Here is a 12,465-nt window from a genome sequence, read left to right as displayed (position 1 = left end):
TCCTTTTTGACGGAAAAAGCAGGAACAGCCTTGGCGGCTGTCCCTTTTTATTAATGCGTTTTGCAAGTCTCGAACAAGTTTTTCTCCTTCAGTACCTTAATTAAGGTTTCACCCATTACAGAAGGTGTCTCTGCAACTTCGATACCGCATGCATTAAGGGTTTTGATTTTTTCATCAGCTGTACCTTTTCCGCCGGAAATAATGGCGCCGGCATGCCCCATGCGCTTCCCTGGCGGTGCTGTTTTACCACCGATAAAACCGACTACCGGTTTTGTCATGTTGGCTTTTACCCACTCTGCCGCTTCCTCTTCGGCAGTACCGCCGATTTCACCGATCATAATGACAGCATGTGTATCAGGATCTTCGTTAAACGCTTTTAAAACGTCGATAAAATTTGTTCCATTTACAGGGTCGCCGCCGATTCCGACAGCTGTAGATTGTCCTACACCTGCTTCTGAAAGCTGATGCACCGCTTCGTATGTTAATGTTCCTGAACGCGATACAACGCCTACATGACCTTTTTTATGGATATATCCAGGCATAATGCCGATTTTACATTCTTCAGGCGTGATGACACCAGGGCAGTTCGGCCCTATCAATCTCGTTTTCTTGCCTTCCATAAAGCGTTTGACCTTTATCATATCCAGAACCGGGATATGTTCAGTGATGCAGATCACAAGATCAAGCTCCGCATCTACCGCTTCCATAATCGCATCAGCTGCAAACGGTGCCGGCACATAAATAACAGACGCGTTAGCACCGGTCGTTTGAACTGCGTCAGCCACCGTATTAAATACAGGAACACCTTCCGCTTCAGTCCCGCCTTTTCCAGGTGTTACACCGCCTACGATATTTGTGCCGTATTCGAGCATCTGTTTCGTATGAAATAAAGCGGTAGAACCTGTAATCCCTTGCACAATAACTCTTGTATCTTTATTAATAAAAACACTCATTATCTGGTCCCCTGCCTTTCATTCTTTCCTAAACTAAGGATACGATTTTCTGCGCGCCGTCAGCCATGGATTCCGCAGATGTAATATTTAATCCTGATTCACTAAGGATTTTCTTCCCTAGATCCACGTTTGTGCCTTCTAGACGGACGACAAGCGGCAATGTTAAACCGACTTGTCTTGTCGCTTCAACAACCCCTTCTGCGATAACATCACATTTCATAATGCCGCCGAAAATGTTGACAAAAATCCCTTTAACGTTTTGATCTGAAAGAATGATTTTAAATGCTTCCGTGACTTTTTCCGCGGTTGCACCGCCCCCCACATCAAGGAAGTTGGCCGGTTCTCCTCCGTAATGCTTGATAATATCCATTGTTGACATCGCAAGTCCCGCGCCGTTAACCATACAGCCGATGTTTCCATCAAGGGAAATGTAGCTTAGATCATATTTGGACGCTTCGATTTCTTTCGGATCTTCCTCATCCAAATCTCTGTATTCCATAATGTCCTTTTGTCTATACAACGCATTGCTGTCGAAATTCAATTTCGCATCAAGCGCCATCACATTTCCGTCGCCGGTAACAACGAGCGGGTTGATTTCAGCGATTGAGCAGTCTTTTTCAACAAACGCTTTATATAGTCCAAGCATAAATTTAGCAGCTTTTCCCACGAGCTCTTTTGGAATATTAATAGCGAATGCGATTTCTCTGGCTTGATAGCCTTGGAGGCCGACAGCCGGATCAATAACAGCTTTTATGATTTTTTCCGGTGTTTTTTCCGCAACTTCTTCGATTTCTGTTCCGCCTTCTTCAGAAGCCATCAGAACGATTCTGGAAGTGGCGCGGTCAAGCACAAGACCCACGTAGTATTCTTTTTTAATATCGCAGCCTTCTTCAATAAGTAAGCGTTTTATTACTTGGCCGTCCGGACCGGTCTGATGTGTTACTAGAGTCTTCCCTAAGAGTTCTTCGGCATACGCTTTCACATCGTCTAATGATTTTGCTATTTTTACCCCACCAGCTTTGCCTCGACCGCCAGCATGAATTTGAGCCTTTACGACATAAACCGAGCTGGATAAGTTCTTTGCTTTCTCAACTGCTTCTTCTGCTGTAAAAGCCACTTTACCTTCAGGAACAGATACCCCATATTTTCTGAGGACTTCTTTTCCCTGGTATTCATGGATATTCATTTCCCATCCTCCTAACTTATGTAACAAAACTAAAATAGACTGCGCTTTCATTCTATAATAATACTGGAAGAATTGTCTAGAGTTCGATGCAAAATCTTTAAATCCTTCTAAACATTCAAACTTTTATTTTATTAAAAACATAAAATTTCAAACAGAGGATGGGGAATATTATTGTTATTTTTTGTTTTTTACGCTTTCGTCCAATCTGTAAATGAACGAAAAAATCTCAGCTACCGTTTCGTAGAGAGCTTCCGGGATTTGATCATCTACAGTCAAATGACGCATTAATTCGACAAGGGTCCGATCTTCTTGTATCGGAACCCCTGCCTTTTTTGCTTCTTTGATAATGTTGTCGGCTACATGGCCTTTCCCTGTCGCAACCACTCTCGGCGCCTTGTCTTTTTGTTCGTCATAATGGAGAGCCATAGCTTTTCTGGCTGGCATCTGCTCTTTCATATTTTCACATCCACTTCCCGGTCACTGATGCTTGTTACATATTGGTCAATTGCAGCCTTCTCTTCGGTGTGAATTCTTTTTTTAGCGTTCACCCCTGAAAGGCTGTATCCCATTTCCATAAGACCCTGTTTAAGTGCAGGCACCATCGGATCGATCGCAGCCTGAAGGTCAAATTCAGTCTCAATTGTAATGGTCATGACTTTTTGCTGTATCAAGCAATCAACAACGGTTTCTTTTAACGTGTCCAGTTGCAGCAAAAACAAAAGGCGGCAATGGGAAGGATCAAGCTTTCCATCGGCTTCTTTCTTGCCTTTGAACAGAACTGTCATATCCTGTACGCCTGACTTCGAAAATAGCGGAAATGACAGCATAATTTGGCTGTATGACGGGTGATGCTGCTGCATGAAAAGCTGGCCGTTTAATTTGTGAAAAAGCTGATCGGCTTCCTGTTTGACAGGTTCCGCTACCTCATGCGACCCTTTTGCGGCCTGGAGAGCCAGCTTGATGGATTGCATTTCATCAGGAGGGGCCGCGGCGCTCCCTTGTTCAAACGCTTTTATGAATGCAAGCTCGTCCCTTGCGCCGATTGCCATTTTCACTTTGGCCAAGAAAGAAAGAACATCTGCCTTATCGGCCAGACTAGGTGCAGTTTGCTGAACAGCCTTTAAAAAGACTTCGGCTTCCTGATCTGTGACTTGTGCAGCCTGTAAAACAGCTGAAGCGGCAGGTGACGGTGACTTACTGTCCCCCGATGAAGCAGCCGCCTTCAGCCAATTTGCTGCTTCTTTTACAAGTTGAAGATTGTTTTTTTCTGCAGATTCTGTCAGTTTTGTCAGCAGCTGCCGGGCTTCTTTCATCGGAATGTCCGCTACGGTTTTAGCGGGCGCTTCTTGTATGCTTCTCTGTTCCGCTGGATGATTTACAGGCGGCAAGCCGGCCTTTTCGAGAGAGCCGGATGGTGCGCTAAGCTCCCTGTTTCCGGCTGTAGTGCCTGAAGAATGCGCTTTGGCATTGTCCGTTATAGAGACAAGCTTATCGATCAGACGTTCTGCATGGACATCGATTTCACTATTAAAAAGCATTGTAATTGCTTCTTTTAGCTTTGTCATCATTTGGCTCTGCTGAGGATTTTGATTGATAGCCTGAAGCAGCTTGGATACGTGCTGATGGAGCGGAACAGGCGATTTCACAGCATGTATGCCGCTCAAAACCTCGGGGTGAATGGGTAATTCACGTTTTAAAGCGAACAAGACCGTTTCAATCGCTTTTTTTGTATCTGACGCAGGCAGCGCATCCATCCAGCGAACAGCTGTTTTAATATCATTTTCTGTTACTGGTGTTTTGCTCTTCAGCATCGCTCCTGCCATCATTAGAGCAGCGTTTGTCTGCTTTACCGATATGGCATTCAGAAGCTTTCCAGCGGCTTCCTGAATGGTTTTGGGATGTTGGTCAAAGCTTTGAACGACCTGAAGACGGCCTGTCTGTTCTGATGTTTTTTTTTCGTAGGAAAACCAATAGTACGCCTGGGGACGAAGCTGAGTTTCAAGTTTTCCCTGGACAGTTTGATTGCCGACTTGGATCAATGCATGCTGATCGCCTAATAAACGAAGGACTTTTCCTAAAAGAAGGCGCTTCTCCCCGTTTTGCGATTCGCTGACATTTGATGATTCCTGCGGGACTGCTGTATGTTTAAAAAGGTGCTGCAGCGCCTTTTGCATATCATTTCTTATATTCATTTACAAGAGGTGCCTCCTTGTCCATTGATTTATCTGGCAGATTGAACAGGAGCGAAAGTTTTGCGGTGCAATTCAGTCGGGCCGTATGCGGCGAGAGCTTCGAGATGCTCTTTTGTCCCATAGCCTTTATTTTTTTCAAAGCCGTACATAGGATAGGTTTCGGCATAGGCGCTCATCATCCGGTCTCTTGTCACTTTCGCGATACACGCACCTGCCGCAATAGACACGCTTTTGGCATCGCCTTTTATAATTGACGACTGGTCTATGCCGATCGGTAGCGTCATTGCGTCAACAAGCAAATAATCAGGTGTATCTGACAAATCGTGTATCGCTTTCACCATTGCCATCTTTGAAGCTTCATATATATTGATTTCATCAATGACAGAGGCTTCTACAATTCCTATTCCGACCGCCAGTGCTTCTTTCATAATAAGCTCATAATATTCGTCACGCTTTTTTTCTGAAAGCTTTTTGGAGTCTGTCAGCCCAAGTATTTCACCTTCCTCCGGAAGAATGACTGCGCTGGCGACAACGGGTCCCGCCAATGGCCCCCGGCCGACCTCGTCTACACCTGCGATCAAGCGAAATCCTTTGTTTCTTGCCAACCTTTCAAAGGAAGTCATATTCAGCCATTGTTCTTTCAGCGCTTTTTCTTTCGCCTGCTTTTTAAGCCATTGCTCTACAAGCGTTTGAACGCTCTTTCTCGGGTCGTTTTCGCATAGGGTAAGGAATGGGTCCTGCTCATCCTTCACTTCCTGCAAACGGTCTTTAACGTCCTTTACGGTTAATGTATTCACTTTCTCTTCTCCCTTACTGTATGTATCGGTTCGGTCAGGCAAAAATAAAGACCCGCATTTCTGCGCGCCTTTACTTAGCGGGCTGTTCAAATGACAGCCTGCCGAACTTTTCAGTGCGGATATCGCGAATGATAACTTCAGTCGTTTTATCGTAGTTAATAAGCCCTCCGCTCATGAGGCAGCCGCGCTTTTCACCTATTGCATCAAACAGCTCCGCAATGTCCTCTGGGATTTCCTCAAGGCCGTAACGCTCTTTAAGCCGTTCAGGATAGTGTTCTTCGAGAAAACGAAGACCAAACACGGCCACATCCTGCAGATTGATAATTGTGTCTTTAATAGCGCCGGTGACTGCCAGCCTCAAGCCGACAAGCTCGTCTTCAAATTTAGGCCATAAAATCCCCGGTGTATCTAAGAGCTCTAATTCCTTCCCGACTTTCACCCACTGCTGAGATGTCGTAATACCAGGTCTGTCTCCCGTCTTTGCGATGTTTTTCTTTGCCAGCCGGTTGATAAGCGTTGATTTTCCGACGTTTGGAATGCCGATAATTAAAGCGCGAATTGCTCTAGGCTTTACACCTTTGGCTCTCATCCGGTCAAATTTTTGTTGGAGGATCTCTTTTGACACAGGCACAATTTGATTTAAGCCTTGTCCGTTTACAGAATTTATGGATAAAGAGCGGATCCCTTCCTTTTCAAAGTGCTCTTTCCATTGCTGTGTAACTGCCGCATCTGCTTTGTCAGCTTTATTTAACAGCATAATTCTCGGTTTATTTTTTAGAATGTCTTCAATCATTGGGTTTCTTGATGACATCGGAATTCTGGCATCTACCAATTCATATACAATATCGATTAATTTTAATTTTTCGGTTACTTCCCTTCTTGCCTTGGCCATATGGCCCGGGAACCATTGAATTGTCATGTGACACGAACACCGCCTTTATCTCTTCAGTATGCAAGATTCTTTGTTGTCCTTTATGTATTTTACGATGCCTGTCCGGCATTTTCAAATTGTGTATAAAAAAAGAGCTTGTTACAGGTAACAAGCTCTTTTCGTCGTTATCATTATCGTCTGATCTCTTTAATACGAGCCGCTTTTCCGCGAAGTTCACGCAGGTAGTAAAGCTTAGCACGGCGTACTTTACCGTAACGCACAACTTCGATTTTCGCGATTTTTGGTGTGTGTACAGGGAAAGTACGTTCAACACCAACACCGTAAGAAATCTTACGAACTGTGAACGTTTCGCTGATTCCACCACCACGACGCTTGATCACAACACCTTCAAAGATCTGGATACGCTCACGGTTACCCTCAACAACTTTAACGTGTACACGTAAAGTGTCACCAGGACGGAACGCAGGAAGATCAGTGCGAAGCTGTTCTTTTGTGATATCTTCAATTAGTTTTTGCATCGTTTTCAACTCCTTCCAACAGATGCTCTTGGCCACATACCCCGGCACAGCGGAACATCGTTTTCAAGCTTGCAGCGGATAAGCCCGCTTTAAGCCACAAGTAGTATCTTATCACAATTTCATAATCTGTGCAATAAAATCTATTCTTTTTCCCATTCAGAAATCCATTTTCTTTGCTGGTCTGTAAGCGGATAGTCTTTCAGAAGATCCGGGCGTCTTACATAGGTTCTTCTGATTGATTCTTTATTCCGCCACTCTTTGATTTTTGCATGGTTTCCTGACAGAAGTGTTTCAGGCACTTTTAAACCTTTGTAATCTGCCGGTCTTGTATAATGCGGGTGCTCTAAGAGGCCGGTGCTGAATGAATCCTCAATATGGGAAGCCTCTTTGCCCAGCACACCCGGAAGCAGTCGGACCACACTGTCTGCAATCATCATTGCAGGGAGCTCGCCGCCGGTCAGGACAAAATCGCCAATGGATATTTCATCCGTTACCAAATGCTCGCGAATGCGTTCATCATAGCCTTCATAGTGGCCGCAAATGAACAGCAAATGCTCTTCCTTCGCTAATTGTTCGGCTTTGTTTTGGGTGAAACGCTCACCTTGCGGGCAAACGAGGATAATACGCGGAGCAGCGGCCGCCTTTGATGTCAGGTCCTCGACCGCGTCAAAAACAGGCTGAGGCTTGAGAACCATGCCTGCGCCGCCGCCATAAGGATAATCATCGACAGTATTGTGCTTGTTATCAGAATACTGTCGGAAATTTACGACCTGAAACTGCACCGCGTCTTTATCCTGCGCTTTTTGAAGAATCGATGAACCGAGCACGCCTTCAAACATGTCGGGAAACAGCGTCAAAAAATCGATTTTCATTCGTCTATTAATCCTTCCATGAGTTCAACCTCAATTTTCTTTTCGCTGACATCGATATGTTTGACCACTGATTCAATGTAAGGAATCAGCGCGTCTTTTTTCCCTTTTCGGCCGATGACCCACACGTCATTAGCTCCAGGCGTCAAAATTTCTTTTACCTTTCCGATTAGTTGGCCGTCCTCGGTAAATACTTCACACCCAATGATTTCGTGGAAATAAAATTCTCCCTCATTCAGCTCTCCTAAATCTTCTTCTGGAACTTTAATGATTGCGTTTTTCAGCTCTTCCACTTCATTCAGGCTTTGTCTTTCTTCAAACTGCAGCAGATGAAATTGTTTATGCAGTCTGTGCGTGTTTACCGTTACTTCAACGGGTTCGTTATGTCCCTCCCTAAACAAATACAGCGTGTTGCCCGGCTTGTACCGTTCCTCGGCAAAATCTGTTTTCGAAATCACCCGTACCTCGCCTTTAATTCCGTGGGTATTTACGATTTTACCTACATGAAACCATCGCTTTGTCATATGATCACCTCTGGCGAATTTCAATTACTTGTCCGTCTTTTATGACGATGGTGTTTGCTGCTGTTTTCTCATGCCAGTTATCTCCGGCTTCAATTGTCAGCAGCGCATCGACTTCCTTTTCTTTCATCTCACTGCCAAGCGGCAATGTATGTACTTGAGCAATTTGAAAATCGATTATTTTTATGTTGTCTTTCCGCTTTTCTATTGCCTTTTTAAATTGTTCGATCATATCAGGGTTTTGCTGTTCTTTCTCATGTTTTCTTAGCTGAAAATAGAGCTGGCTGCATTCTCGTTCAAGCATTTGTTTCTTTTCGGCAAAAGAAGCTAAAAGCTTTTCCTTGCTGTGCTCGGTTAAGACTTGCATAACGGCTACACGGTGAATAATTTGCATCGCACCAAGCTCCCCGCTTTTAAAACTTTTTTTGGCTCAGGCCTCTCTATTTTGCCTAAGCTTCTATCAGTTTACCCTTTTTTTGCGTGTAAAAAAAGGGGAGGTGCCGGCCCTCTCCCTTTTAGTCAAATATCTCAAATTGAACTTTCTTAGAAGACTGTGCGCCAGCTGCAAATACAGCTGTTCGAATCGCTTTTGCAGTCCGGCCTTGCTTTCCGATAACTTTACCGGTATCTGACTTATGGACAGATAAGCGCAGCGCAATCTTTTGATCGGTTTCTTCTCTTATGACGCGAATGTCATCTGGGTGATCAACAAGCGGCGTCACAATTTGGACAATCAAATCTTCCAAGTGTCGATCAGTCATTACTTGCCTTGTTTAGCGTTGTGGAATTTTTCCATGATTCCTTGGCTAGAGAACAAGTTGCGAACTGTATCAGATGGTTTCGCTCCAGTTTGAAGCCATTTAAGAGCAAGCTCTTCGTCGATTTTTACTTCCGCTGGTTTTGCAACCGGGTTGTATGTTCCGACTGTTTCGATGAAACGGCCGTCACGCGGTGAACGAGAATCTGCTACAACAATACGATAGAAAGGAGATTTTTTTGCTCCCATACGTTTTAAACGAATTTTTACTGCCATTTTACTAGCACCTCCGAAAATATTTCAACAAGATAGTATATTAACAATGATAAAAGTGTTTGTAAAGTGTTTTTTCTTAACAACGGTTTTATCATGTATAACCGATTACATAAAAGGTAGCTTAAACCCTTTTTTCTTACCTTTTGACATGTTTGTCATCTGCTTCATCATTTTTTTCATTTCGTCAAACTGCTTAAGCAGACGGTTGACCTCCTGAACGGATGTCCCGCTCCCTTTCGCAATCCGCTTTCGCCGGCTGGCATTGATGATATCCGGCTGTTCTTTTTCACGAACAGTCATTGATTTAATGATTGCCTCCACATGATTCAGCTGTTTTTCATCCACTTGGATGTTTTTCAGGCCTTTCATTTTGCCGGCACCTGGCATCATTTGCAGAAGCTCATCAAGAGGCCCCATGTTTCTGACCTGCCCGAGCTGCTCCAAAAAATCGTCCAATGTGAAGCTCATGGTTCTCATTTTTTGTTCCAGCTCTTTGGCTTTATCTTCATCGACGCTGGCCTGTGCTTTTTCAATTAATGTCAGCACATCGCCCATACCGAGAATCCTTGATGCCATGCGTTCAGGATGGAACGGTTCTAACGCATCAAGCTTTTCGCCTAGACCAGCGAACTTAATCGGCGTGTTTGTGACCGCGCGAATAGAAAGCGCAGCACCGCCGCGTGTGTCGCCATCAAGCTTAGTCAGCACAACACCGGTTAAACCGAGCTGTTCATTAAAGCTTTGGGCGACATTCACAGCGTCCTGTCCGGTCATTGAATCGACAACCAGGAAAATTTCTTCCGGATTCGCGATTTCCTTCACGCTGGTGAGTTCATCCATCAATTCATGGTCAATATGCAAGCGGCCTGCCGTATCCAAAATGACATAGTCATAATGTTCTTCCTTGGCTTTTTCAATAGCCTGTTTCGCTATTTCTACAGGACTGACCTGATCACCAAGTGAGAAAACAGGCATGTCAAGCTGTTTGCCGAGCGTTTCCAGCTGTTTAATAGCGGCCGGACGGTAAATATCGGCAGCAACCAGCATCGGTTTGCGATTATGCTTTTTGCGCAGCAGGTTCGCAAGCTTACCGCTTGTTGTCGTTTTACCGGCACCTTGTAGACCGACCATCATAATAACAGTCGGCGGCTTTTTTGCGGCGGCGATTTTGCTCTCTTCGCCGCCCATCAGCTCAGTCAGTTCCTCTTGAACAACTTTAATGACCTGCTGGCCGGGCGTCAGACTTTTCATGACGTCTTGGCCTACAGCGCGTTCACTTACTTTTTTGACAAAATCCTTGACTACTTTAAAGTTAACGTCAGCCTCAAGCAGCGCAAGACGAACCTCACGCATCATCTCTTTGACATCTTGTTCGCTGACTTTCCCTTTTCCGCGAATTTTGGAAATCGTCTGCTGCAGTCGGTCGGCTAATCCTTCAAATGCCATAGTTTGCCGCCTCCTAATCTAATTTCTCAAGCGCTTCAATCAGAGCTGTAATTTCTTCCTCTTCTATTGAACCGGAAGCAAGCTCCTTCAGCTTATTAAACATCTCTTTACGCTCCTGAAACTTTTTCAAAAGGAGCAGCTTTTCTTCATATTGTTCAAGCATCGCTTCTGTTCGTTTGATGTTATCATAAACAGCTTGTCTTGAAACCTCATATTCTTCGGCTATTTCGCCTAGGGAGAAATCGTCCAAATAATAAAGCGACATATAGCTCTTCTGTTTTGACGTCAACAACGACTGATAAAAATCAAACAGATAATTCATTCTCGTTGTCTTTTCAAGCGACATTTGAGCTCTCCCCTTTGTTAAGTCAAATCCCTTTACGATAACTTAGTTTACACGGTTTCATGAAGACTGTCAAGTTTTTATCTTGTCAAAGCAATGATTGCCTTTTTTCCAAAATACACTAAATATTATCCATTTTATTCCGATGTTATATATGAACCCTATTTTAAAGGAGGAGTTTATATGAAAAAAATCGGTTTATTGTTTACGCTATGCTTGGCAGCTGTGTTTACACTCATTGTCCCGGCACAGCAAGCAGACGCTGCTGAGGCGCCTTATAAGGCTTCGATCACAAATATCAGCACAGATGGAGGAGTTTACGGTAAAATCAATTACGGCCAAGGTCAATATTGGCGAGTGAAGTACAATATCACCGTAAGCGGCAAATTACTCGATCAAAACGGACAGCCAGTGCCAAACGCTCCAGTACGATTTGAGGCAGATACGAAAGTCGGAAACACAACAAAAACAGCTTCAGGAACAACCGATGAAAACGGAACATTTGAGGTTCCAATGTATTTGGGGCCAGCCGCTGGGTACTATACGTATTACACATCTGTTTCCGTTCATTACTACGACATCATCCCATTCAGAGTTTATTCAGGAGATGCGAGACTGGTATCCACAGATAACAGCCTTTATCATTTCGCCTATCAAGTGAGAAGATAATAAAGGAAAAAGGCCCTTTTTCGGGGGCCTTTTTTTGTTAATCATCGGCGTTTTCCACTAAATCTGAAAACAGGCCGTATACATACGATTCTGCGTTGAATTCCTGAAGATCATCCACTTTTTCACCTAATCCGACTAGTTTAACCGGAATATGGAGCTCGTTGCGGATCGCGAGAACGATCCCGCCTTTTGCCGTACCATCGAGCTTCGTTAAAGCAATACCCGTAACATTTGTTGCTTTAGAGAACTCTTTCGCCTGCGCCATCGCGTTTTGGCCGGTCGTGGCATCTAGGGCAAGCAGCACCTCATGCGGCGCTTCAGGCACTTCTCTCTCAATGACGCGCTTCACTTTTTCAAGCTCTTTCATCAGATTCACTTTGTTTTGAAGACGACCTGCCGTATCACAGATTAAAACATCAGCATTTCTTGCTTTGGCAGCATGGACAGCATCGTAGATAACAGCCGCGGGATCGCTTCCGGCCGTTTGCTTAATGACAGGCACTCCCGTACGCTCTCCCCATACTTCCAGCTGTTCAATAGCACCCGCTCTAAATGTGTCTCCGGCAGCAAGTACGACAGACTTTCCTTCTTGCTTTAATTTATGGGCAAGCTTTCCGATTGTTGTCGTTTTGCCGACTCCGTTTACACCTACGAGGAGGATTACATTTAAACGCCCATCCTGAATATTCAACTCAGAAATTTGCCCATCACCGCTATTATAAATGTCGACCAGCTTCTCGGAAATCACAGACTGGACTTCCGCCGGATCTTGAATATTTCTTCGTTTCACTTCTTTTTTCAGCTCATCTATTAATTCCATAACGGTTGTAAAGCCGACATCCGCGCCGATAAGAACCTCTTCAAGCTCTTCAAAGAAATCCTCATCCACTTTACGGTAACGGGATACAAGATCATTCACTTTGTTTTGAAAGGAGTTTCTTGTTTTTTCAAGGCCATCCTTAAACTTTTCAGATACGGAATCTGTTTGTTTTGTGATTTTCTCTTTTAATTTTTTAAAAAAGCTCATCTTTTACCCTCTTTCCTCG

Annotated in this window: 16 protein-coding genes; 1 reads left to right on the top strand and 15 read right to left on the bottom strand. The window is 44.2% G+C overall.

What is annotated here, in order from left to right; genetic code table 11:
• Positions 1–50: 50 nt before the first annotated feature.
• From sucD to SC79_RS03705, 14 genes are all read right to left on the bottom strand, one after another.
• The gene (gene sucD, locus SC79_RS03770) at positions 51–953 is read right to left on the bottom strand and encodes a succinate--CoA ligase subunit alpha (RefSeq protein ID WP_039073948.1); all 903 of its coding nucleotides are present in this window, start codon (positions 951–953) and stop codon (positions 51–53) included.
• A 28-nt stretch (positions 954–981) separates the two neighbouring features.
• A complete protein-coding gene (sucC, locus tag SC79_RS03765) occupies positions 982–2,139 on the bottom strand; it encodes an ADP-forming succinate--CoA ligase subunit beta (protein ID WP_039073947.1) in 1,158 nt (385 codons plus the stop codon).
• A 174-nt stretch (positions 2,140–2,313) separates the two neighbouring features.
• Entirely contained in the window at positions 2,314–2,595 is a 282-nt protein-coding gene (locus SC79_RS03760; RefSeq protein ID WP_010331114.1) for a FlhB-like flagellar biosynthesis protein, read from the bottom strand.
• On the bottom strand, positions 2,592–4,331 hold the full coding sequence (locus tag SC79_RS03755; protein ID WP_039073946.1) for a hypothetical protein: 1,740 nt from the start codon (positions 4,329–4,331) through the stop codon (positions 2,592–2,594). The genes SC79_RS03760 and SC79_RS03755 overlap by 4 nt, the downstream gene beginning before the upstream one ends.
• Positions 4,332–4,360: 29 nt before the next feature.
• A complete protein-coding gene (locus SC79_RS03750; RefSeq protein WP_039074260.1) occupies positions 4,361–5,128 on the bottom strand; it encodes a ribonuclease HII in 768 nt (255 codons plus the stop codon).
• Between the two features lie 70 nt (positions 5,129–5,198).
• On the bottom strand, positions 5,199–6,047 hold the full coding sequence (gene ylqF, locus SC79_RS03745) for a ribosome biogenesis GTPase YlqF (protein ID WP_039073945.1): 849 nt from the start codon (positions 6,045–6,047) through the stop codon (positions 5,199–5,201).
• A 143-nt stretch (positions 6,048–6,190) separates the two neighbouring features.
• Positions 6,191–6,538, bottom strand: a complete 348-nt coding sequence (gene rplS / locus SC79_RS03740; protein ID WP_003220825.1) for a 50S ribosomal protein L19 — start codon at positions 6,536–6,538, stop codon at positions 6,191–6,193.
• Positions 6,539–6,678: 140 nt separating this feature from the next.
• Complete coding sequence (gene trmD / locus SC79_RS03735) at positions 6,679–7,410, bottom strand: tRNA (guanosine(37)-N1)-methyltransferase TrmD (RefSeq protein WP_039073944.1); 732 nt, start codon at positions 7,408–7,410, stop codon at positions 6,679–6,681.
• Positions 7,407–7,931 (bottom strand): ribosome maturation factor RimM, encoded by a 525-nt coding sequence (rimM, locus tag SC79_RS03730; protein WP_039073943.1) that lies wholly within the window; start codon positions 7,929–7,931, stop codon positions 7,407–7,409. Before rimM ends, trmD begins: the two co-directional genes overlap by 4 nt.
• A 4-nt stretch (positions 7,932–7,935) precedes the next feature.
• The gene (locus tag SC79_RS03725; protein ID WP_010331118.1) at positions 7,936–8,322 is read right to left on the bottom strand and encodes a YlqD family protein; all 387 of its coding nucleotides are present in this window, start codon (positions 8,320–8,322) and stop codon (positions 7,936–7,938) included.
• Positions 8,323–8,443: 121 nt separating this feature from the next.
• Positions 8,444–8,689: a KH domain-containing protein gene (locus SC79_RS03720; protein WP_039073942.1), complete on the bottom strand. Its 246-nt coding sequence runs from the start codon at positions 8,687–8,689 to the stop codon at positions 8,444–8,446.
• A complete protein-coding gene (rpsP, locus tag SC79_RS03715; protein ID WP_003220815.1) occupies positions 8,689–8,961 on the bottom strand; it encodes a 30S ribosomal protein S16 in 273 nt (90 codons plus the stop codon). The genes SC79_RS03720 and rpsP overlap by 1 nt, the downstream gene beginning before the upstream one ends.
• A 105-nt stretch (positions 8,962–9,066) precedes the next feature.
• Positions 9,067–10,407: a signal recognition particle protein gene (ffh, locus tag SC79_RS03710; protein ID WP_010327872.1), complete on the bottom strand. Its 1,341-nt coding sequence runs from the start codon at positions 10,405–10,407 to the stop codon at positions 9,067–9,069.
• Positions 10,408–10,420: 13 nt separating this feature from the next.
• Entirely contained in the window at positions 10,421–10,753 is a 333-nt protein-coding gene (locus tag SC79_RS03705; RefSeq protein ID WP_010327873.1) for a putative DNA-binding protein, read from the bottom strand.
• Between the two features lie 180 nt (positions 10,754–10,933).
• Between SC79_RS03705 and SC79_RS03700 the strand changes: the two genes are divergently transcribed.
• Positions 10,934–11,419 carry an Ig-like domain-containing protein gene (locus tag SC79_RS03700; protein ID WP_039073941.1) on the top strand — a complete coding sequence of 162 codons (486 nt, stop codon included), beginning with the start codon at positions 10,934–10,936 and terminating at the stop codon, positions 11,417–11,419.
• 37 nt (positions 11,420–11,456) lie between these two features.
• Here the strand turns inward: SC79_RS03700 and ftsY are convergent, their stop codons facing one another.
• Entirely contained in the window at positions 11,457–12,446 is a 990-nt protein-coding gene (ftsY, locus tag SC79_RS03695) for a signal recognition particle-docking protein FtsY (protein WP_039073940.1), read from the bottom strand.
• Positions 12,447–12,465: the final 19 nt, after the last annotated feature.

It is taken from the genome of Bacillus sp. MSP13, assembly GCF_000815295.1.
Taxonomy (GTDB): Bacteria; Bacillota; Bacilli; order Bacillales; family Bacillaceae; genus Bacillus; species Bacillus vallismortis.
The sequence above is the reverse complement of the archived record's forward strand: the minus strand, read 5'-3'. Positions and strand labels throughout refer to the sequence as shown.

Bases quoted from the DNA above. Each gene is read 5' to 3' on its own strand.
- sucD (WP_039073948.1), bottom strand. From the start codon at position 953: ATGAGTGTTTTTATTAATAAAGATACAAGAGTTATTGTGCAAGGGATT.
- rplS (WP_003220825.1), bottom strand. From the start codon at position 6,538: ATGCAAAAACTAATTGAAGATATCACAAAAGAACAGCTTCGCACTGAT.
- SC79_RS03755 (WP_039073946.1), bottom strand. From the start codon at position 4,331: ATGAATATAAGAAATGATATGCAAAAGGCGCTGCAGCACCTTTTTAAA.
- SC79_RS03725 (WP_010331118.1), bottom strand. From the start codon at position 8,322: ATGCAAATTATTCACCGTGTAGCCGTTATGCAAGTCTTAACCGAGCAC.
- sucC (WP_039073947.1), bottom strand. From the start codon at position 2,139: ATGAATATCCATGAATACCAGGGAAAAGAAGTCCTCAGAAAATATGGG.
- trmD (WP_039073944.1), bottom strand. From the start codon at position 7,410: ATGAAAATCGATTTTTTGACGCTGTTTCCCGACATGTTTGAAGGCGTG.
- ftsY (WP_039073940.1), bottom strand. From the start codon at position 12,446: ATGAGCTTTTTTAAAAAATTAAAAGAGAAAATCACAAAACAAACAGAT.
- rimM (WP_039073943.1), bottom strand. From the start codon at position 7,931: ATGACAAAGCGATGGTTTCATGTAGGTAAAATCGTAAATACCCACGGA.
- SC79_RS03705 (WP_010327873.1), bottom strand. From the start codon at position 10,753: ATGTCGCTTGAAAAGACAACGAGAATGAATTATCTGTTTGATTTTTAT.
- SC79_RS03760 (WP_010331114.1), bottom strand. From the start codon at position 2,595: ATGAAAGAGCAGATGCCAGCCAGAAAAGCTATGGCTCTCCATTATGAC.
- SC79_RS03720 (WP_039073942.1), bottom strand. From the start codon at position 8,689: ATGACTGATCGACACTTGGAAGATTTGATTGTCCAAATTGTGACGCCG.
- ylqF (WP_039073945.1), bottom strand. From the start codon at position 6,047: ATGACAATTCAATGGTTCCCGGGCCATATGGCCAAGGCAAGAAGGGAA.
- SC79_RS03700 (WP_039073941.1), top strand. From the start codon at position 10,934: ATGAAAAAAATCGGTTTATTGTTTACGCTATGCTTGGCAGCTGTGTTT.
- ffh (WP_010327872.1), bottom strand. From the start codon at position 10,407: ATGGCATTTGAAGGATTAGCCGACCGACTGCAGCAGACGATTTCCAAA.
- rpsP (WP_003220815.1), bottom strand. From the start codon at position 8,961: ATGGCAGTAAAAATTCGTTTAAAACGTATGGGAGCAAAAAAATCTCCT.